The 21,546-nt window shown below is 46.4% G+C and carries 19 protein-coding genes and 1 tRNA gene; 8 read left to right on the top strand and 12 right to left on the bottom strand.

The annotated features are described in order from the left end of the window. Nucleotides 1-4: 4 nt before the first annotated feature. The 3 genes from mglA to A3CS_RS0100485 form a co-directional block, all read right to left on the bottom strand. Nucleotides 5-1,543 (bottom strand): galactose/methyl galactoside ABC transporter ATP-binding protein MglA, encoded by a 1,539-nt coding sequence (mglA, locus tag A3CS_RS0100495; RefSeq protein WP_005546586.1) that lies wholly within the window; start codon nucleotides 1,541-1,543, stop codon nucleotides 5-7. 74 nt (nucleotides 1,544-1,617) lie between these two features. Next, nucleotides 1,618-2,610 carry a galactose/glucose ABC transporter substrate-binding protein MglB gene (mglB, locus tag A3CS_RS0100490; protein WP_005587985.1) on the bottom strand — a complete coding sequence of 331 codons (993 nt, stop codon included), beginning with the start codon at nucleotides 2,608-2,610 and terminating at the stop codon, nucleotides 1,618-1,620. A gap of 214 nt (nucleotides 2,611-2,824) precedes the next feature. Next, entirely contained in the window at nucleotides 2,825-3,838 is a 1,014-nt protein-coding gene (locus A3CS_RS0100485; protein WP_005567849.1) for a substrate-binding domain-containing protein, read from the bottom strand. A gap of 251 nt (nucleotides 3,839-4,089) precedes the next feature. On the opposite strand from A3CS_RS0100485, the gene galT reads away from it, so the two are divergent. The 4 genes from galT (at nucleotide 4,090) to A3CS_RS0100465 (ending at nucleotide 7,565) form a co-directional block, all read left to right on the top strand. Further along, complete coding sequence (gene galT / locus A3CS_RS0100480; protein ID WP_005546591.1) at nucleotides 4,090-5,133, top strand: galactose-1-phosphate uridylyltransferase; 1,044 nt, start codon at nucleotides 4,090-4,092, stop codon at nucleotides 5,131-5,133. A gap of 66 nt (nucleotides 5,134-5,199) precedes the next feature. Then, nucleotides 5,200-6,354, top strand: coding sequence for a galactokinase (gene galK / locus A3CS_RS0100475; protein ID WP_005546593.1), 1,155 nt, complete (start codon nucleotides 5,200-5,202; stop codon nucleotides 6,352-6,354). After that, complete coding sequence (galM, locus tag A3CS_RS0100470) at nucleotides 6,348-7,379, top strand: galactose-1-epimerase (RefSeq protein ID WP_005567842.1); 1,032 nt, start codon at nucleotides 6,348-6,350, stop codon at nucleotides 7,377-7,379. The genes galK and galM overlap by 7 nt, the downstream gene beginning before the upstream one ends. A gap of 99 nt (nucleotides 7,380-7,478) precedes the next feature. Beyond that, nucleotides 7,479-7,565 (top strand) — tRNA-Leu (locus A3CS_RS0100465). 78 nt (nucleotides 7,566-7,643) lie between these two features. On the opposite strand, the gene A3CS_RS0100460 is transcribed toward A3CS_RS0100465, so the two are convergent. The 8 genes from A3CS_RS0100460 to citC all read right to left on the bottom strand — a co-directional run bounded on the left by A3CS_RS0100460 (nucleotide 7,644) and on the right by citC (nucleotide 16,171). Then, the gene (locus A3CS_RS0100460) at nucleotides 7,644-9,143 is read right to left on the bottom strand and encodes a disulfide bond formation protein B (RefSeq protein WP_005546598.1); all 1,500 of its coding nucleotides are present in this window, start codon (nucleotides 9,141-9,143) and stop codon (nucleotides 7,644-7,646) included. Nucleotides 9,144-9,161: 18 nt separating this feature from the next. Then, a complete protein-coding gene (locus A3CS_RS1000000111990; protein WP_005542624.1) occupies nucleotides 9,162-9,329 on the bottom strand; it encodes a hypothetical protein in 168 nt (55 codons plus the stop codon). A gap of 92 nt (nucleotides 9,330-9,421) precedes the next feature. Next, a complete protein-coding gene (locus A3CS_RS0100450; RefSeq protein WP_005542618.1) occupies nucleotides 9,422-10,855 on the bottom strand; it encodes an anion permease in 1,434 nt (477 codons plus the stop codon). Next, entirely contained in the window at nucleotides 10,842-12,254 is a 1,413-nt protein-coding gene (citG, locus tag A3CS_RS0100445) for a triphosphoribosyl-dephospho-CoA synthase CitG (RefSeq protein ID WP_019518141.1), read from the bottom strand. The genes A3CS_RS0100450 and citG overlap by 14 nt, the downstream gene beginning before the upstream one ends. 193 nt (nucleotides 12,255-12,447) lie before the next feature. Beyond that, on the bottom strand, nucleotides 12,448-13,950 hold the full coding sequence (gene citF / locus A3CS_RS0100440; RefSeq protein WP_019518140.1) for a citrate lyase subunit alpha: 1,503 nt from the start codon (nucleotides 13,948-13,950) through the stop codon (nucleotides 12,448-12,450). 14 nt (nucleotides 13,951-13,964) lie between these two features. Further along, entirely contained in the window at nucleotides 13,965-14,840 is an 876-nt protein-coding gene (gene citE / locus A3CS_RS0100435; RefSeq protein ID WP_019518139.1) for a citrate (pro-3S)-lyase subunit beta, read from the bottom strand. Next, a complete protein-coding gene (gene citD, locus A3CS_RS0100430) occupies nucleotides 14,837-15,124 on the bottom strand; it encodes a citrate lyase acyl carrier protein (protein ID WP_005541883.1) in 288 nt (95 codons plus the stop codon). The genes citE and citD overlap by 4 nt, the downstream gene beginning before the upstream one ends. Nucleotides 15,125-15,163: 39 nt before the next feature. Beyond that, nucleotides 15,164-16,171: a [citrate (pro-3S)-lyase] ligase gene (gene citC, locus A3CS_RS0100425; RefSeq protein WP_005546605.1), complete on the bottom strand. Its 1,008-nt coding sequence runs from the start codon at nucleotides 16,169-16,171 to the stop codon at nucleotides 15,164-15,166. Between the two features lie 245 nt (nucleotides 16,172-16,416). On the opposite strand from citC, the gene corC reads away from it, so the two are divergent. Continuing rightward, the gene (gene corC, locus A3CS_RS0100420) at nucleotides 16,417-17,313 is read left to right on the top strand and encodes a CNNM family magnesium/cobalt transport protein CorC (RefSeq protein ID WP_005546609.1); all 897 of its coding nucleotides are present in this window, start codon (nucleotides 16,417-16,419) and stop codon (nucleotides 17,311-17,313) included. Nucleotides 17,314-17,705: 392 nt separating this feature from the next. Next, nucleotides 17,706-19,250: an apolipoprotein N-acyltransferase gene (gene lnt / locus A3CS_RS0100415; RefSeq protein ID WP_005546611.1), complete on the top strand. Its 1,545-nt coding sequence runs from the start codon at nucleotides 17,706-17,708 to the stop codon at nucleotides 19,248-19,250. Between the two features lie 62 nt (nucleotides 19,251-19,312). Here the strand turns inward: lnt and infA are convergent, their stop codons facing one another. Further along, nucleotides 19,313-19,531, bottom strand: a complete 219-nt coding sequence (infA, locus tag A3CS_RS0100410) for a translation initiation factor IF-1 (protein WP_005541870.1) — start codon at nucleotides 19,529-19,531, stop codon at nucleotides 19,313-19,315. Nucleotides 19,532-19,750: 219 nt separating this feature from the next. On the opposite strand from infA, the gene pepB reads away from it, so the two are divergent. Next, complete coding sequence (pepB, locus tag A3CS_RS0100405) at nucleotides 19,751-21,058, top strand: aminopeptidase PepB (RefSeq protein ID WP_005567820.1); 1,308 nt, start codon at nucleotides 19,751-19,753, stop codon at nucleotides 21,056-21,058. Nucleotides 21,059-21,069: 11 nt separating this feature from the next. After that, entirely contained in the window at nucleotides 21,070-21,495 is a 426-nt protein-coding gene (gene ndk / locus A3CS_RS0100400; RefSeq protein WP_005567819.1) for a nucleoside-diphosphate kinase, read from the top strand. Nucleotides 21,496-21,546: the final 51 nt, after the last annotated feature.

The following is a 21,546-nucleotide window of genomic DNA, read 5'->3' as shown; positions in this document are numbered from 1 at the left end:
CTATTTATAAATATTTTGCCGCAAGTTGCAAAATTTCTTCTTGTGAGGTGTTCGCGGTTTCCACAATACCGGCGACTTTACCGTTACTCATCACCAAAATTCGGTCGGTGACCCCAAGCAATTCAGGCATTTCGGAAGAAATCATAATGATGCCTTTGTCTTTTTTGGCGAGTTCCTGAATGAGTTGGTAAATTTCAAATTTCGCACCGATGTCGATACCACGGGTCGGTTCGTCCAGCATGAGAATTTCCGGTTGGGTAAGTAACCAGCGTCCGATAATCACTTTTTGTTGGTTACCGCCGGAAAGGGAACCGATCGTGGTTTTGTGGGACGGTGTTTTCACGTTCATGGAATCAATCACCCATTGGGTGTCGCTGCGCATTTTTTTGTTGCTCAGTAATTTCCAGGAGGTGAGATAGGATTTCATATTGGAAATCAAAGAATTGAATTCAATGCTTAAATTGGAATAAATCCCGGTGGAGCGGCGTTCTTCGGTCACCAGCGCAAAGCCGTTATTGATGGCTTCAAGTGCGGTGTGATTTTTCACTGTTTTTCCGTGCAAGGTAATGGTGCCGCTTTTCAGTTCACGCACGCCGAAAATGGCTTCCACCACATCCGTACGTTTTGCTCCGACCAAGCCGGCGATACCTAAAATTTCACCTTTGCGCAAATCGAATGACACGTCCTGAATGGACGGTTGATTAAGTGCGGTCAGATTTTCTACCGTTAAAATCACTTCTTTCGGCGTATTGGTTTTTTCCGGGAAGCGTTGGGTCAGCTCACGACCCACCATCATGGAAACAATTTGTTCCATGGTGGAACCTTTCACCGGCACGGTGTTAATCCATTTGCCATCGCGTAAAATGGTGATTTCGTCGCAAATTTTCAAGATTTCATCCATTTTGTGGGAAATATAAATAATGCCGCAACCGCGATCTTTGAGTTTTTGAATGATTTTAAACAGATGTTCCACTTCTTTTTCGGAAAGGGAGGATGTCGGTTCATCCATAATCACGATTTTGGCGTTATAAGAAAACGCTTTCGCAATTTCGATCATCTGCATTTGAGAAACGGAAAGTTTCGCCACTTTTTCTTTCGGATCAATATCAATATCCAACTCGTCAAAAATGGCTTTGGTATCACGATAGATTTTGGCGTGATCCACAAACGGTCCTTTCAGCGGATAACGTCCGAGCCACAGGTTATCCATTACGCTGGTCTGACGCACCAGATTCAATTCCTGGTGCACCATGGAAATGCCGTTTTCCAGGGCTTCTTTTGAGGTTTTAAAGTTAACGGGCTTGCCTAAAAATAAAATATCGCCTTCATCTTTAGCATAAATACCAAATAAACATTTTAGCAGTGTGGATTTACCCGCACCGTTTTCCCCCATCAATGCGTGTACAGAATGTGAACGGACGGTCAGATTCGCCTGATCTAAGGCTTTTACGCCCGGAAAGGATTTACTGACATCCTTCATCGTAAGCAGCACTTCACCGCTTTGACTTTGGTTTCCGCTTGGACTTTGATTTTGTTCTGTCATATCCAACCTCACAAAAAAGGGGAAGAGACTTCATCAGTGTCTATGCCTTCCCCTCTGAATTTAAAACAAATGATTTATTTTAAGAATTGAGACAAGTTGTCTTTATCTACGCCAACATAAGGAATGCGCACAACGCGATCTTTAAGCTCCCATTTGGTGCCTTCGGTAGCCGGTTTGCCGTTTGCCAGGTTGTTGGATAAATCCACAATCGCTTTACCTTGAGTCGCGCCGTCATTCAATACGGTACCTGCAATGTCGCCTTTCTTGATGAGTTGTAATACTTCAGGCAACGCATCTACCCCGAAAATCGGTAATTTTTTGCCGTGTGCTTTGGTTGCTTCCAATGCGCCCATCGCCATGCCGTCGTTGTTGGAAATAATGACTTCAATGTCATTGGCTTTAGAGCTGGATAACCACGCATCCATTTTGTCTTTTGCCAGTGCCGCATCCCACATCCCGGTGTCGATAAAGAGTTGTTCCGTTGGAATGCCTTGCGCGTTTAGTTGCTCAATCACATACTTGGTACGTGCTTCCGCATCAGGGTGGCCCGGTTCGCCTTTTAATAACACATATTGGATTTTGCCGTCTTTATTTAAGTCTAATGCCGGCATGGCTTTCCATTGTTTAGCGATTAAATCCCCTTGGATTAAACCGGATTCTTTCGGATCCGTACCTACATAATAAGCGTTTTCATAGCTGCCAATGACTTTTGCACCCGGATCTTTGTTGAAGAACACCACCGGGATATTATCCGGTTTGGCTTTGCCGATAATTGTCGGTGCGGCGGAAGGGTCAACCAAGTTAATGGCAAGCGCTTTCACACCTTTGGAAAGTAATACGTCCACCTGGTCGTTTTGGATAGATTGTGCGTTTTGAGAATCATTCATCAGCAGTTTTACGTTTTGTAATTGTTCTGCATTTTTTTGAATTTCTTTACGCATTAAAGACATGAAATTGTCATCATATTTGTAAATGGTTACACCGATACGGGTTTCTGCTTGTGTTGTACTGATGCCGATACCAAAAACTATCGAGAAAACCACCGCACTTAATACTGTTTTTTTCATACTAGATGTTCTCCATTGACTGTTTTAAAATTGGAAGAGGTATTTAACATGATAATTTTTAAGGAATTATTATCAATTCTTACCTTTTTACACTGCAATCGGTACTCAGGTAATTGGACGTAGCATACAGGTTTTTATGTTTCAAGACTGTGATCATATTCACATTTATGAAAACGATTACATCTTTAATGTAAAAAATAGTTAAAATTTAGCGTTATTCTCCCGTGTGATGTATATTTTCGACGGAAAAACGTTGAACCAAGGTCGGATTGAATTGGGGGTTAATGGGCAGGCAAATGTCCATATCCACCAGACCTAGTGCCAGTTTTGCTGCATAATTCGCCATGAGATCAATGGGATAGCGAATAGTAGTTAATTTCGGTACCAAATAGCGGGCGATAGGCATATCGTCAAAGCCGATAATGGAAAATTGCTTCGGCACTTTGATATTGTTTTCATTTAAGACGGATAACGCGCCCGCCGCCATGGAATCGTTATACGCCACCACTGCCGTGAGATTGTCGTTATAACTCAAGAGGTTAATCATGGCTTCTTCCCCGCCTTCAAAATCCGGTGAATTATGCACAATGGCGTTTTCTACTATAGGAATATGGTGTTCGGTCAGCGCATTCAAATAACCTTGTTTACGTTCTGTTTCATCGTTAATTTTATGATTGGAGCCGATGTAACCGATATGTCGATGACCGGCTTGAATCAGGGTGTTGGTGGCGATAAAAGTGCCTTTTCGATTGTCCAGGCTGACGCAGCGGGATTCATAACCTTTAATGCAGCGATTGATAATCACCATGCCGGGAACTGAATCCAAGTATTCCGCCAGGGTTTGATCATCCAAAGCTTTAGAATGCACCACCAAACAATTGCAACGTTTTCGTAACAGGGTATCGATTGCATCACGTTCTTTTTCCGCCTGATGGTATCCCATGCCGATCAAAATATTTTTGCCGTGCTCCATTGCCACATGATCTACCGCTTTAACCAAAATGGCGAAAAACGAATCCGTGACATCGGTGACCACCACGCCAAGAGTATCAGAACTTTGCGAAGCCAATGCCTGCGCGTTGGCGTTAGGGCGATAGCCTAATTGCTCAATGGCATTTAACACTAAATGGCGGGTCTTGTCCTTCGTTGAAGGATGATTGTTTAATACTCTGGAAACCGTTGCGACAGATACGCCGGCTTGGTTGGCGACATCTCGAATTGTGACCATGGAATACCTTTATTATGTCGTTAAAATTAGGCAAATCATAATCCTAAATTTTTCTTTTTGAAAACGCTTACTTTAAAAATTGCCGGGTTCGTCACAAAATTTTCCGTTTTCTGACGTGTTTTTACGATAAAGCATGGGCGAAATGTATTTTTGTGATCCCGCTAACAGTTTATTTCGTTAAATATGGTATGGTATGACATATTTTTTGTAATCGTTTTCATAAGCTAAAAATCAATTTATCGAGGCACATTATGTCAACCGTTTTTGACCCGACAGAACACCCCCATCGCCGATATAACCCGTTGATTAACCAATGGGTTTTGGTTTCCCCCCACCGTGCCAAACGCCCTTGGCAAGGACAACGGGAAAAAGTGAGTGAAGAACAAAAGCCGAGTCATGACCCGAGCTGCTATCTTTGCCCGTGTAATAAACGCATCACCGGCGAACCGAATCCGGATTATCACAAGCCTTATGTATTCAAAAACGATTTTTCCGCACTGTTGGAAGATACGCCGGCACCGCAGCAGAACGACAATCCACTGTTCCAAAGTTCGCAAGCCCGTGGAGAAAGTCGTGTGATTTGCTTCTCGCCCGACCACAGCAAAACGTTGCCATTATTGACCGCACTTGAGATCGAGGAAGTCATTAAAGTGTGGCAGGAACAACTCCGTGAACTGGGGCAAAAATACCAATGGGTACAGATTTTTGAAAACAAAGGTGCCGCAATGGGCTGCTCCAACCCACACCCGCATGGTCAAATCTGGGCGAACAGCTTCCTGCCGAACGAGGTGGCTAGGGAAGATAAAGCACAATGTCAATATTATGAAAAACATGGTGCCGTGCTGTTGGTGGACTATGTTCAACAGGAATTGGAAAGAAAAGAGCGCATCGTGGTAGAAACCGCGCACTGGCTTGCCGTCGTGCCTTATTGGGCGGTCTGGCCTTTTGAAATCCTATTGCTACCGAAAGCCCACGTTAAACGCTTAACGGAATTAAGCGATGCGCAGGCGAAAGATTTGGCGGTGATTCTTAAAAAGCTCACCACTAAATATGACAACCTGTTTGAAACCTCTTTCCCGTATTCCATGGGCTTCCACGCCGCCCCGTTTAATGGCGAAGAAAACGCACATTGGCAACTGCACGCCCACTTTTACCCGCCGCTTTTACGTTCCGCCACCGTACGCAAGTTTATGGTGGGCTACGAAATGCTCGGCGAAAGCCAACGCGATTTAACGGCGGAACAGGCGGCAGAAAGATTGCGTGCGTTGAGTGAAGTACATTATAAAGTGCGGTGAAATTTCACATCGTTTTGTAGGGACAGGCTTAAAGCCAAATTCACGAAAATTCAAAAGGATATATTTATGCTCCCAATTGAAAAATCTCAATACATTTTCACCCAAAAACACCATAAGCAGTCTGAACTCACCGTTTATGCGCCCGGGCGTGTCAATATCATCGGTGAACATACCGACTACAACGACGGTTTCGTGATGCCTTGCGCCATTAACTACGGCACGGCGATTGCCGGGGCGAAACGCAGCGACCATATTTGGAACGTCTATGCCGCGGATTTGGATTTATCCGATGAATTTTCCCTTGATGGCCAGCTCCCTCAAAGTGAACAAAAATGGGCGAATTATGTGCGTGGAGTAGTGAAATTTATTCAGGAGCGTTGCCCGAATTTCAAACAGGGCGCGGATTTGGTGATTTCCGGCAACGTGCCGCATTCTTCGGGCTTGAGCTCATCGGCAGCGCTTGAGGTGGCAACAGGAAAGTTCTGTCAGCAACTGGGCGATTTGCCTTTAAGCCATACGGAGCTTGCGCTCATCGGCCAACAAGCGGAAAACAAATTTGTCGGTGCCAACTGCGGCAATATGGATCAGCTGATTTCCGCCCTCGGGCAACAGGATCATCTGTTGATGATTGACTGCCGTAGTCTGGAAACCCTGCCGACACCCGTGCCGCACGATGTGGCAGTGATTATCGTGAACTCCAATGTGCCGCACGATTTGGTGACGGGCGAATACAATACTCGTCGTCAGCAATGTGAATGCGCGGCGGCGTTTTTCGGCGTGAAAGCCCTGCGTGATGTTTCCGTCGCTCAATTTAAGGAAAGAGAGGCAGAATTGACCGCACTTTATCCGCTGGCAGCCAAACGCGCCAGACACGTTGTGACGGAAAATCAGCGGGTGCTGGATGCGGTGGAAGCCTTGAAGCGTAATGATTTAACCCGTCTCGGCGAGTTAATGGGGCAGTCACATGATTCCATGCGCGACGATTTCGAAATCACCGTGCCGCAAATTGATTATCTGGTGGAATTGGCACAATTGGTCATCGGCAAAAATGGCGGCGCACGCATGACCGGCGGCGGTTTCGGCGGTTGTATTGTCGCCCTTGCGCCCCATGACAAAGTGGACGCGGTGCGCAAAATCATTGCGGAGAATTATGAAAAACAAACGGGCTTGAAAGAAGATTTCTACGTTTGCACCGCTTCACAAGGAGTATGCGTATGCTAGAACAACGTGCACAAAGCACTGCACCGGACGGCTTGCCGTTTAACCTGTTTATCTTGCAAAACGCACAAGGTATGCGCGTGCAATTTACCGACTGGGGTGCGACTTGGATCTCTTGTTGTCTGCCGGTCAACGGCGAATTGCGTGAAGTGCTGTTGGGCTGCAAATTGGAAGATTATCCCGTTCAACAAGCCTACTTAGGCGTGAGCGTAGGACGCTATGCCAATCGTATCGCCAACGCGCAATTTCCGTTGAATGGCAAAGTTGTGCGCTTAACCGCCAACCAAGGCAAACACCAACTGCACGGCGGAAACGGTTTCGATAAACGCCGTTGGACGTTGGAAAAGTGCGGTGAAAATTTTGTGTGTTTTTCATTGTATTCCGCCGACGGCGATCAAGGTTTCCCCGGCAATGTGAAGGCGACGGTAACTTACACCTTGACGGAAGATAATGCGGTTAAAATCGAATATGCCGCCCAAAGCGATCAGGATACCGCACTGAATTTAACCAATCACGCCTATTTCAATTTAGAAAATGCGATGCAGGGCGCAGATGTGCGCAACCATAGCTTGCGCCTCAACGCCGATTTTTATTTACCGGTGGATAGCGAAGGCATTCCTAACTCGCCGCTCAAACATGTTGTCGGCACCGGCTTTGATTTCCGCATAGCCAAGCCAATTAAACAGGATTTTTTGCAAGGAGAACAGCTTGCTGCCAAAGGCTACGACCATTCTTTTATTGTGAATAAAGCCTGGCAAAAACCTTGTGTTCTGCTCACCTCTCCAAACGGCGATTTAAGCCTGGAAGTGCTGACTTCACAAGCCGCCTTACAGGTTTACACCGGCAACTTCCTCGCCGGCACGCCGACCCGTGAGGGTGCTCAATATGCCGACTACCACGGCATCGCCCTGGAAACCCAATGCCTTCCCGATACCCCAAATCACCCCGAATGGCAAAATTACGGCGGCATTGTAAAAGCAGGCGAAGAATATTACCAATGGACGGAATATCGATTTAAAGGAAATTAAAAAACAAAAAGTGCGGTAAAAATTTCATGTGTTTTTTGATTAACGGTTTTTATTTTTGTATAATCGGCGACGTTTTAATGCGTTATCGCAGAATCTTATGTCCGTGTGGTGGAATTGGTAGACACGTTAGGTTCAGGTCCTAATGCCTTAATCGGTGTGCAGGTTCAAGTCCTGTCGCGGACACCAAATCAAAAACGGTGCAGATCATCAAGGTCTGCACCGTTTTTTATCCTTGTTCAGCGATTTTATAATGTGAGTTGCTATTTATTCTTCAGTTAGAGAATAAAGTAAATTTTTGCCTTTTTCATAGCTAAGAATTTGCATTACACCATGCTTGAAAGTAATCCCCTGAGGGTTTTCAATACCATTAAATTCATAAACATGAGTGATTTCTCTTGTGATTGGATTTATTTCTAACACTTGAGAAAATTGCTTGCTTACTGCGTATAGATTTCCATTATAGGCAGTTAATCCTGTGATGTAATAATCACCTATACTTTTTCCTTCTGTTAGCGCTATTCCCTTTTTTACTTTCGGGGTGAATTCCTCAGAAAGAATATTGTCACTTTTATCGAAGCGGGAAATTATGAGCTTCTGATTTTTGGAATTCGGTACAGTAGCTGTATAGATGCTATTGTTTTCCGGTAAGTAAGCCATTGATAGAACGTGAAATAGGCGCGAGCGTACAGTGTTATAAGCACCACGGGCAGTTACAACATAATTATTTAGGCCTTCTATAAAACTCGGGTAGTTTTCTTTTGCAGTACGATTTGCATCTTCTTTAAAGAATACAAAAATTTTGTTCCACCCTAGTACGCCAAACTCATCTTCATTGAAGAATGCACTGCCTACCGGAATACGTCCATTAGCTCCGTTTAAATGATCTAACACGGAAAAGCGTTGAATTTCACTTAATGTATCATTAAGTAAGTATAATCCCCATTTTTCGGTGGAAATAAAGTATTTATCCTTTCCGTTATAAGCAATATCTGTTGCAGGGGCGTTTAGTGGTATGGTTATGGCTTCTTGTTTTTGAATCACTAATTTTCCGGTAGAAGACAATGGAGCTTGTCTTGCATCAGTCGTAAATTGCATAGCGGTTGTTGGTTGACTTGGCAAATCCGGTGCTTCTACATGCCAAGTATTGCGTAATGATGTCGGTCTGCTAAGACGTTTCCAGCTTTCAGTAGTCCAGTACCAATAATCGGAATTAAACGATAATCTTGCAGGATTACTAACTCCCATATTCGGAGGAAGTCCTGTACTTATGAATGCCTGAACCATATTGCCACAGATGACAATCATGAATATAGCCATACATGTTTTACTTAATATGTTCAATTGTTTATGAGATTGACTAACAAAGTTGTAAATATCTTTAGTAAAACAAAAAATTAAGGCGACAAAAATGAGAACTACAGCATGGATTACCATTGGCCAGCTATAAGTATGAGCACCTAAAATTTCAGCCCACCAACCTTGATGAATATCCCATGCAAAGCTGCCGGAGGAATGTCTAAAGCCGGCAAATATACCAAATACCGCGATAAATATTACCCAGCCGATATATTTAGGTTTTGGTCCATATCGTATTATTAGGAAAGTAAACATTACTTCAGCGAACATTAGCATACGGTGAGCCCAGCAAAGAATACAGGGGGACTCTTTATCAATAAAGCCCAGATAAAAAGAGGCAACACCCAAGACCGTTGCAATAGAAAGCGCAGATAAGCTTAGTATTCCATTGAATATTTTTTCATTCATGTTTTGCTCCTTACTCAATCAATAGGTAACACCCGGAAGAATCATTGTTTTCGTCGCCATAAAGAATACAAAAAATGCACTTAATACGACTACGCATGTAATCCTATAGGCTATTTTTTCTCCTTTGGGCTTAGAAAAAATTAAATAAGCCGCAATCAAATATAAAAAAAGCTGTAACATTTCCATATATACTCCTTAAATTTATCTGTATTAAACGATATTTAGCGGTTAGTAAGTGAAGATAGAATCATTTTAGTTATTCTATATTTTTCTTACAACTAAGCTAAATTGAACAGGAATTCCCACCACGCCATACCGATAGTTAAGTGGACGATTAAGCTGCCGAAGGCAATGATGGCGCCGGCGGTCCACCAGGATTTGATGTCGTTATAGCCGGCTCCAAATGCAATCGGACCCGGGCCGCCGCCGTAGTGCGTGACGGAACCACCGTAGGAATTGGCAAATAACAAGCCTAATGCCAATAATTCTGTAGGTGCACCGGCAACGTGACCGACGGTAGCGAATACCGGTACCATGGCGGCGACATAGGCACCGCCGGAGGCGAACAGATAACGCACGGCAACGCTGAGGGTTAAGATCACAATAAGGGCTAAAGTGCCTTGTCCTTCAAATTGTAAAACGGATTTTAAGGATTCGGCTAACCAGTCGAAGAATTTGGCTTTTTCAAGCAAGCCGGACATCCCGATGATACCGCCGTACCAAATTAAGGTATTCCAGCCGCCTTTGCTTTTTAAAATATCGTCCCAGGATACGATATTTAACACGATACAACACACCATCACGATTAATGCTACGATGGTCGCGTTGACGTTTAACGCAGAGGAGAAAATCCAGCCGAAGAGGGCAATGACGAATAACACGATTAACGCTTTTTCGCGGAATGACATTGGGCCGAGTTCTTCCAAGCCTTTTTTCGAGATGGCTTTGTTATCCACCTCTTTCATTTCCGGCGAGGAAACCCAGTAGCAGATTAACGGAATCACGAATAAGCACAGTAAGCCCGGTACGGACGCGGCTAAGAACCAGTGTAACCAGTCAATGTTGAAGCCGAGAATCGGCGCCATTAAGGAAAGGGCGAGGGCGTTCGGCGCCATAGCGGTTAAGAAAATGTAAGATGTGGTTTTTACCACCATGTACACGTTCATCATCAAATAGCGACCGGCTTTTTTCGGGCTTTTTTCCGGGTCTGAACCTAATGCCACCGCCACACTGTTAATGATAGGGAAAATAATCCCGCCTGAACGCGCGGTGTTGGACGGCGTTGCAGGGGAGAGCAGTAAATCCAGGAACATGGTCACATAACCCAAACGCAATGTGGTGCTGCCCATGGCGCCGATCATGTGATAAGCGATACGTTTACCGAGACCGGTGATAACGAACGCGGAGCTTAATGTGAAGGCAGTAAAAATCAACCACGTGGTGCCTGATTTATAACCGTTGAGAATGTCGCCGGCTTTCAGAAATTCTGCTGCACCGCTAGTATTACCGATAATCGCGCCGGACACCGCAACCGCCGCCAGCAAGATTACCGGTTCGCTGTACGGTTTTAACACCAAGCCGACGATGGTGGCGATATAAACCCCAAGTAAACGCCAGGCGATCAGAGAAAGTCCCTCCGGCGCCGGCAAAATAAAGGTGACCAACGGTATGGCTACCAAGATCGCCAGTTTTGCATTTTTAGATAATGCCATGTGAATTACCTCTTAAAGTTTGAAAGAAAATCATCAGCGCCAACAAATCGGCGCTACCGCCTGCGCTTAAATTTCGCGCAATGCAGGCGACATCAAATTTCATTAAGGCTTGTGTCAGTTTCGCTTTATCCGACACAACGGTTTGATCTGCAAGCAGATCTTTAGCTGTTTGCTGCACAAAATGTAATCCTTCCATACCGCCGCGATGTACTACGTTCGTGTCGGCATTGGTCGCCATTAAATGCAATAACAGAATGAGTAAACGATGTTCCCAATCCCGCTGATGATCTTCATCCAACAGGGGCAACAACGTTTGAATTTGTTGAAAACCACTTTCCGCTTCGCCGCGCGCGCCGGTTAAACCGAATTGACGGAATAATCGCACGCCGGCGGTGATCGGCAAATGGTGGGGATAATGTTGTAGCTCGGCAGTCAAGCCTTGCGCAAACTGCTCCACCAAATCACAAATGGATTTAACCGCAAAAACCACCGCACTTTGCGATAAATCCTGTTGCTGCAACAAGCGCCCGATGGCGGTACATACCAAACCAAAGGAGAAAATCGCGCCTTTGTGCGTATTCACCCCATGGGTCGCTTTAAACATCGCCTTTTCGGCAAGAACACCCAACGGACGAACCTGCGCTAAGATTTGCGATGGCGGCAGAGACGCCGTTTGCATCCCTTTTAATACGAACGCCGTAAAAAAAGGTGCCAAACTGACCGCACTTTGCTCGAAGGTTTGCAGGTTCATGTCCTTGTGCGCCCCGTTATTGATGGCATCCACCAAGCCGGGTTTCGGCGACAAACGGGCTTCCTGAATTAATGCAGAACAAACCGCGTTGCCGATTTGTTCCGCCAAATCATGTTGTTGCGCCCGTTTGTGCATTTCCGCCAGAATCTCCGCAACACCATGGGCGCGCGATCTGGCACAGACTTTGGCATCCGCACCGCACACCAGACAGGTTCGCGGCGGCATACCGAAATCGCTTCGACTAAGCAGATTGCCTTCGTGATCAAATACGTCCAAATCCCAAAGACGGGCGAGAGGAAGGCTTTCTTCCAGTTCGATCATTGCCGCTTTCAGTGCTTTGGCGTACATCGGCAACACAAAAAACGCTTCATGCCCCGTTTCCAACGGACGAATCCGTTCTGCGCTTGGGGTGATGGCTAACTGCGTAAAAAGTGCGGTGAGTTTTTCCAGCGTTTTTGCAAAGACATAATCCAGCAGGGCATTTTTTTTCACCCCGCCCACCGCGGTCAACGTGACGCAAAGCAACGTTTGACCGTACTGCGCCAATAGCTTTTGTTGCAGCAACGCACGCGCTTCCCGCGCAGATAAAAGCTGCTCAAGGGAGATTTCGGTTCCGGTGGTGGAAAAATTTTTTAGGGATATTGTCATAAAAATAACTGTAAAAACGACCGCACTTTATGAGTGTTTAGTAATCGCTACTTATTTAGTTACTGTTATTTATTTTAGTAACCGTGACTTATTACGATGGAGCGCGTTTCCCGACGCGTGCCTTCATTTTCTTATTTTTTATCAGCGCGCGTCAGAAGGCGCGCGCTATCGGTTGAGCGAAGAAAGTCGCCCTTTATTCTTTCACCTGATAAACCGTATCAATCACCGTTCCGTCGCGATACCGCACGACCGCTACCGGTTTATCGGTAAACTCGATTTCTTTCGGTTTGCCGGTGAGGCTGTAAGTGCGTTCACACAGTTGCTCAATGGTGAATAACGGAATGCCGGCGGCGGTTAATGCCTCAATGAGATCCGGACGTTTTGGATTCACGGCAACGCCGTGGTCGGTGACTAAAATGTCGATATTTTCGCCCGGGGTCACGCAGGTGATCACGTTTTCCACTACGGTCGGGATACGTCCGCGTACTAATGGCGCAACGATAATCGCCACCTGCGCGGAAGAAGCGGTGTCGCAGTGACCGCCTGACGCGCCGCGAATCACGCCGTCGGAGCCGGTGAGTACGTTCACGTTAAATTTAGTGTCAATTTCCAAGGCGGAAAGAATGACCACGTCCAAACGTTCTACGGAAGCCCCTTTGGAGCTGTAGTTGGCGTATTGGTTGGCGGACACTTCAATGTGGTTCGGGTTGCGCGCCAGGGATTCGGCGGCAACGGCATCGAAACTTTGCACGTCGATGAGTTTTTTGATTAAGCCTTTCTCGTGCAGATCCACCATGCTGGCGGTGATTCCGCCGAGGGCGAAGTCGGCTTTAATGTTGTCGCGCGCCATTTTTTCTTCAAGGAAACGGGTGACCGCAAGGGATGCGCCGCCGGTACCGGTTTGTAAGGAAAAACCGTCTTTGAAATAACCGCAGGCAAAAATCACTTCGGCACATTTACGGGCGATAAGTAATTCGCGCGGATTGGTGGTCATACGGGTAGCACCGCCGCCGATTTTTTTCGGATCGCCCACGGCATCCACTTGTACGATAAGATCCACTTTGTCTTGACCGATACTAATCGGGTGGTGCGGGTAGTCGGCGAATTCTTCCGTTAATAACACCACTTTGTCGGCAAATTCCGCATCCACGCGGGCGTAACCGAGGGAGCCGCATTTGCTTTTGCCGCTGAAGCCATTGGCATTACCGAATTTATCGCAGCAAGGTACGCCTAAAAAGGCAACGTCGATTTTCAGTTCACCGGATTTCACTAAATGCACGCGACCGCCGTGGGAGTGAATGTTGACCGGTTCGTCTAATAAGCCGCGGGAGATTTCTTCCGCCAACTGACCGCGTAAACCGGAGGAATAAATTTTGGTCACCACGCCGTTTTTGATGTGTTCGATGAGCGGTGAGTGGCTATCGATTAATGAACTGGAGGCAAGGGTCAGATTTTTGAAGCCCATTTCTGCGATTTTGTCCATCACCATGTTGACCACGAAGTCACCGGCGCGGAAGGCGTGGTGGAAGGACACGGTCATGCCGTCTTTTAAGCCGGCGCGTTTAATCGCGTCTTCCAACGAGTCGCAGATTTTGCGATCTTTCGCCGTGCGGGCAAGGGATTCCGCTTTCGGTACTGCCTGATACACCGGACGATTGGCATTGAATTTTGCAATGCGTTGTTCTCTTGTTGTCATTTTTCTTATCTCCCTTACTCTTCACGAATGCCTGATTTTGCGCGTTCTAACACGAGTTTCGCACGATCAATAATCGGCGCATCAATCATTTTACCGTTTAATGAAACCACGCCGGAACCTTGGCGTTCCGCTTCTTCCGCCGCTTCAATAATGCGTTTTGCCTGATCCACGTCTTTTTGTGTCGGTGCGAACAAGTTGTGTAACAATTCAATTTGACGCGGATTGATTAAGGATTTGCCATCGAAGCCGAGCTGTTTAATTAACGCTGCTTCTTTCAAGAAACCTTCTTCATTGTTGGCGTTGGAATACACCGTATCAAAGGCTTGAATGCCGGCTGCACGCGCCGCTTGTAAAATGGAACAACGGGCTAATAAAAGCTCAATACCTTCCGGCGAGCGTTCGGTTTTCAGGTTGCGTACATAGTCTTCTGCGCCCAAGGCAATGCCGATTAAACGCTTGGAAGCAGTGGCGATTTGATTGGCTTGGGTGATGCCCAGCGGCGATTCGATGGCAGCGAGCATTTTGGTGGAACCCACTTCACGGCCGTAGGTTTTTTCGATTTCGGTGATTTCGCGATCCATATCGATCACATCTTGCGCCGTTTCGGTTTTCGGCATCCGTACCACATCCACACCGGCACGCACTACGGCGTTTAAGTCTGCTAAACCAAATTCAGAATCTAATGGATTCACACGCACCACGGTTTCAATGTCTTTGTACAGCGGATGTTGCAGGGCGTGCGCTACCAATAAACGGGCGGTATCTTTTTCTTTCAACGCCACCGCATCTTCCAGGTCGAACATGATGGAATCCGGTTTATAAATAAAACTGTTACTTAACATTGCCGCATTTGAACCCGGCACGAACAGCATACTTCTTCTTAATTTCATAGCACCGCCTCCCAGTTAATGTTTTCGTCTGTGGCGCGTAACACTGCCGCTTTCACTCGTGCCTGTAACACACAATCAAGGGCGCCCTTGTCTTCAATGATCACTTGCGCCGCGGTGACGTTCAATTTGTTTAGCACCGCACGCACGGTCGCGTCGATTTGCTCTCCGAATTGCTTGGCGACCGAGCTGTTGATTTCAATATCTAATGAATCAAAAGGCTGAATCCGTACTTGTGCGTCACTGGATTCCAGTGTGCCGGCAACGGCTGCTTTCGTTATCTTCATAGGTTTTCCTTCTATTGGGTGATAATTAAAAAAACGTTTTTAAAAACGACCGCACTTTTGCAAATAATTTAACGTGCTGCTTGGTACAAATTCCGCCAATGCCGTCCAATGCTTTTCGGCTAATAATTTTCTGACGACGGAGGCGGAAATGGCTTGCCCGTTGATGGTTTTACGCGGGATTTCGATGACGTCGATTTTCGGCGCGTCCATTTCGGCCTCCATCAGCCAGTAGAACATTTGGCGGTTATATTCCGCGGTGACCGCGCAAGTCGGTTCCGTCCCTACAAAGCGGCGGTTAATGCCCAATGCGGGCGCGATATAACGGCGGAATAATTTCAAATCTACGGCAAAATAGCTGTCGTCGGTAATTTTTTGGTCTTTTAGGAAATAATCGGGAAAGGTGACTCGGGAAATAATGTAGTCGGAGCCGGAATGAAGGGTGATATTGGTTAAATCGGCAATGCCTTGTTGGGTTAATGTAAAACGTTCCTCGTAAGAAAATTGCGAGGCATCTTCACCCACCACGAATAAATGCAAGTGATCGCATTGTTGCAGCGCCTGTTCGATTAAATACCGATGCCCCAGGGTGAACGGATTGGCATTCATCACGATAGCGCCGATGTGCTGCCCGGATACCCGCATGGCGCGCCATTTTTCGCATTGTTTTTGCAATCGGGTGGCGCTGTTTTCCAGCAGCACGACGTAAGGATAAGCATCGGAAATGGTGTAAAAACCGCAGGCGTTAAAGAGTTTTTCGTATTCGGGTTTGGTGTAAATGAAGAGGTGGGGGCGATGGAGTTCGTAGGCGAGATTGACTAATTCGGTGCCAAGCTGTAGGGCAACACCGTTGCCGCGCTGGGATTCGTCAATGGCGACGCATTTGATGATGTTACCCGCCAAACCGCCGCAAACCGCAATCTGTTGCGCCTCGTCGTAACCCACGATGAAATACTCGATTTGCGCATCTAAATTTAATTCGTTTTTGGCTAAAAATTCGCGGATAGCACTGAGATCTTTATGCGCCGTAGATAGTCGCTCAAACTGCATTTGCCCTCCGGTAAAAAACGAAAAAAGTTGGCGTATTTTACTTGAGTTTCATCTTTTTTGCTAACACAAAAGGCGTATTGTTGATTTTATTCAGTTTTCTGCAGATTTTCTTTTTTGCCATGATTTTGTGACATAGCACAAAATTCGCAGAAAAAAACGACCGCACTTTTGTTCTTCCTTTTGCGCTTTCGGGGCAAATATGATACTTTTCGCCTGTCAATCCGATGGTAATATTTTTAATTTTTATGAACGAAGAACACTCGACCAACCAATCTGAAGTTACTAAAAAATCTTTTTTCCAATCCCTTTTCGGGCGTTTCTTTCAAGGCGAGCTTAAAAATCGCGATGATTTAGTGGAAGTGATCCGAGATTCCGAACAAAACGATTTAATCGACCAAAATACCCGTGAAATGATTGAAGGCGTGATGGAAATCGCTGAGTTGCGCGTGCGCGATATTATGATTCCGCGCTCTCAAATCGTGTTTATCGAAACCGATCAGGATTTGGATTCCTGTTTGGACACCATCATTGAATCCGCCCATTCCCGTTTCCCGGTGATTGCCGATGCGGACGACCGCGACAATATCGTCGGCATTCTGCACGCCAAAGATTTATTGAAATTTCTGCGCGCCAATGCGGAAGAATTTAATTTGTTGACGATGATTCGCCCGACCATGATCGTGCCGGAAAGCAAACGAGTAGACAGAATGCTGAAGGATTTCCGTTCCGAGCGCTTCCACATGGCGATTGTGGTGGATGAATTCGGCGCTGTGTCGGGTTTGGTGACCATTGAAGATGTGTTGGAACAAATCGTCGGGGATATTGAAGACGAATTCGATGAAGAAGAAGTGGCGGATATTCGCCAGCTTTCCCGCCACACCTATGCCGTGCGGGCATTGACGGACATTGCAGATTTCAATCAACAATTCAATACCCAATACGCCGATGAAGAAGTGGACACCGTCGGCGGTTTGGTGATGCAGGCATTTGGCTATTTGCCGAAACGCGGCGAAGAAATCACGCTGGATAACCTGCATTTTAAAGTTACCTCCGCCGACAGCCGCCGCATTATCCAACTCCGCGTTACCGTGCCGGACGAGCATTTGCCGGAGATGGAAAAAGAGGAAGAGGTTGTGGCGTAGTTTCTTCTTTCCCCTCTTTAGAAAAGAGGGGCGGGGGGAGAGTTGAACGATAACGGTGGCGCGCGTCTCCCGATCACAGCTGTTCGAAACATTATAATTCATTGATATTTTTAAATATCTTGCCTTCCTCCGTTTACGGGCAAGGTGCCCGAAGGGCGGAAGGGGGGATTTATCTTGATTTTTTCACAAGATCATGCTTAAAAATTGAGATTTTACCCCCCCCTCAGGGCTTCGCCCAGCTCCCCCTGTGAACGAGGGGAGCCAAGTTTTTTTTCTTTTTATATAAGTAGTTACAATGTTTCGAACAGCTGTGGTTTCCCGACGCGTGCCGTTTATTTCATTAAATAACGAAAATTTAGGAATTGCGTTAGAAAACGCGCGCTATCCCGCTTATGAACAAATATTTCACTTATCTTATCGCACTCATTTCCGGCGCTGCCGGCGTGTTTGCCTTTGCACCCTTTTATTATTGGGGCTTGTCTTACATCTCCCTGTTCGGTTTGATTTGGGTGATAAAAACACCGCAAAAATCCACCGCACTTTTGTCCGCCTTTTTATGGGGCTTGAGCTTTTTTACCTTCGGTGTGAACTGGCTGCACGTCAGCATTCACCAATTTGGCGGCGCGCCGTTGGCGTTGAGCTATTTCTTGGTGGTATTGCTGGCAGCGTATTTGTCGTTGTATCCGCTCCTGTTCGCCTATTTAGTACGTCGTTTGCAGGTGCAACGGGCGGTACTTTACCCCGTGCTGTGGACGTTTACCGAATTCTTGCGCGGTTGGGTGTTTACCGGTTTCCCTTGGCTGCAATTCGGTTATACCCAAATTGACAGCCCCTTTGCCGGAGTAGCGCCGATTTTCGGCGTGACGGGTTTAACCTTCTTCGTGATGTTTATAAGTGCGGTCATTTTTAACATCGTTTCTGCACTGACAACCCCGCCGAAAAAAGCCAATGTGGCGGTGACGAATGGGTTGATTTTGGCGGTTATCGGTGGCGTTGCTGCTTACACGTCGCAACTCAACTATGTAAAAGAGAACGCCGAAAAAGCCCTTAATATTACTTTGGTGCAGGGCAATATTGAGCAAAATCTGAAATGGGATCCCAATTATTTGTATCAAACCATGGAAAATTACGGGCGTTTGATTGGCGATAATCTGGGCAAAACGGATTTGATTATTCTGCCGGAAGTGGCGTTTCCGACCTACGAAAATGACATTCAGCCTTTTTTCCAAGCCTTGCAATCATTGGCGGAAAAAGCGGATACGGAAGTGATGGCGGGCACGCTTTATCAGGATGAAAGCGTGGGTAAATCGCTTAATTCCATTGTGGTGGTAGGCAGCAAAAGCGCGCCATACCATATGCAAACCGATAATCGTTACAGCAAGCATCATCTCGTGCCGTTCGGTGAATATGTGCCGCTGGAAAGCATTTTGCGTTCGCTCGGTTCGGTGTTCAATTTACCGATGTCCGCTTTCCAAAGCGGCGATGCGGTGCAGAAACCGTTACAGGCGAAGAACCTGAACTTCACGGCGGCGATTTGTTACGAGATTATTTTAGGCGCGCAATTACAACAAAATCTCACGGCAAACAGCGATTTTATCGTCACCATTTCTAACGATGCCTGGTTCGGCAACTCCATCGGTCCGTGGCAGCATTTGCAAATGGCGCAAATGCGTGCGCTGGAGTTTGGCAAGCCGGTGATTCGCGCCACTAATACGGGCGTTACTGCCTTTATTGATGCGCAGGGCAAAATCGTGGCGCAGGCACCGCAATTCGTGGAAACGGTGTTAACCCGTAAAATTGCACCGACCGAAGGCAAAACGCCGTATGCCATGTTTGGCGATATGCCGTTGTATGCCTTAAGTGCGGTGTTTTTCTTGTTGCATTTACTGGGAATGTGGCTACAGCGTATCATGCTGAGAAAGGCGCAAAAAGACTAAAGAAAAAAGTAAAAACACCGGATAAATGCCGGTGTTTTTGTTTTGGGTGATTAAGCCGACAATTAACGGCTGCGGAAAATGATGCGGCCTTTACTTAAATCGTATGGCGTCATTTCTACGGTGACTTTATCGCCGGTTAAGATACGGATGTAGTTTTTACGCATTTTGCCGGAAATGTGAGCAGTTACCACGTGACCGTTTTCCAACTCAACGCGAAACATGGTATTTGGCAAGGTTTCTAAAATCGTGCCTTGCATTTCAATGGAATCTTCTTTTGACATTTAATCCTCTAAAATAATTAATCAGTGCTACCGCCGGTTTCCGTTGGCGGAATCTTGTACAAAAATTCGGTGCGGATTATACCGTTTTTGTTGATGGCAAGAAAGTTTTTTAAATCAAGAAGCCTGCCGGAATCGGCTTTTTCTTCGATTCATGGTGAGAAAATCCGTAAAAGCTGATATATTAAAAACGATTATCATTTGTTTCCAATGGGAGAAATTATGTCCATGCAAGTTTTGCTTTCGAACCAACCGGCATCTGCCGCGTGGGGCGAAAAAGCGTTAATCAGTTTCAACGAAGATAAAGCCACCATTCATTTAACCGATTTTTCCGACCGCACTTCCGTACAAAAAGCCGCACGCAAATTACAAAATCAAGGCATTTCCAATGTCACATTAAGTGGCGAACATTGGCAGCTGGAAAATTGCTGGGCGTTTTATCAAGGCTTTTATAATGCTAAGAAACACTTCAAGGTTCAATTCCCGACCTTATCTGCCGCACAACAGCAGGAACTGAATCATCGCATTCAATGCGGCGATTTCGTTCGTGAAATCATTAATTTACCTGCCGCTATTTTAACCCCGGAAGAACTTGCCCAGCGCGCGGCGAAGTTTATCGTTCAAACGGCAGAGCAACAGGGCAAAAAAAGTGCGGTTGGTTTTTCCATCGTTTCTCGTGAGGAGTTGCTTGAGCGCGGTTACCACGGCTTATGGCAGGTGGGAAAAGGCTCGCAAAATCTGCCGGCAATGTTGCAGTTGGATTTCAACCCGACGGGCAGCCCTGATGCGCCCGTGCTGGCGTGTTTGGTAGGCAAAGGCATTACCTTTGACAGCGGCGGTTACAGCATTAAACCGAGCGACGGCATGAGCACCATGCGCACCGACATGGGTGGCGCGGCGTTATTAACGGGTGCGTTGGGGTTGGCAATTTTACGCGGCTTAAATCAGCGGGTGAAATTATTCCTTTGCTGCGCAGAAAATTTGGTCAGCAGTCGTGCCTTTAAATTGGGCGACATTATCCAGTATCGCAACGGCGTGACCGTGGAAATTCTGAACACCGACGCGGAAGGACGCTTAGTGTTGGCGGACGGTTTAATTGACGCCGATGCGCAACAACCGCAATTTATCGTGGATTGCGCCACTTTAACGGGTGCCGCAAAAGTCGCCGTCGGCAACGATTATCACAGTGTGTTGTCTATGGATGATAACTTGGTCGGCGAATTATTCCGTTCTGCCGAGCAGGAACAGGAAGCGTTTTGGCGTTTGCCGTTTGCGGAGCTACATCGCGGACAGATTAAAACCGCCTTCGCCGATATTGCCAACACCGGCACGGTTCCCATCGGCGCAGGTGCCAGCACTGCCACCGCTTTTTTATCCTATTTCGTGAAAAATTATCAACAGCATTGGCTGCACATTGATTGCTCCGCCACCTATCGCAAAACGCCAAGCGATTTATGGGCGACCGGTGCCACCGGTATTGGTGTGCAAACTTTAGCCAATCTATTAATTACTAAAGCAAATCAACAGTAAGAGGAGGTTACATGAGCTTACAACGAACATTATCCATTATTAAACCGGATGCGGTGAAACGCCACTTAGTCGGCGCAATTTTGGCGCGCTTTGAGCAACAGGGTTTTAAAATTGTGGCAGCAAAAATGTTGCATTTAACGCAGGAGCAGGCGGAAGGTTTTTATGTCGAACACCAAGGCAAACCTTTTTTTGTGTCGTTGGTGGAATACATGACATCCGCCCCTGTGTTGGTTAGCGTATTGGAAAAAGAAAACGCCGTGCAGGATTACCGCACTTTAATTGGCAGTACTAACCCTGAGAACGCTGCCAAAGGCACGATTCGCCGTGATTTTGCCTTAAGCCAACAGGAAAACTCCGTACATGGTTCCGACAGTCCGGAAAGTGCTGCCCGTGAAATCGCCTATTTTTTCGTGAGCGATGAGATTAGTCATTATTAGGATCGAACAATAAGCCCTTTCGTGAAAACAGAATGGCTTTTTAACAGAGAA

It is taken from the genome of Aggregatibacter actinomycetemcomitans DSM 8324, assembly GCF_000372365.1.
GTDB lineage: Bacteria > Pseudomonadota > Gammaproteobacteria > Enterobacterales > Pasteurellaceae > Aggregatibacter > Aggregatibacter actinomycetemcomitans.
Note: the sequence above shows the minus strand (reverse complement) of the source record. Positions and strands in the feature narration are given on the sequence as shown.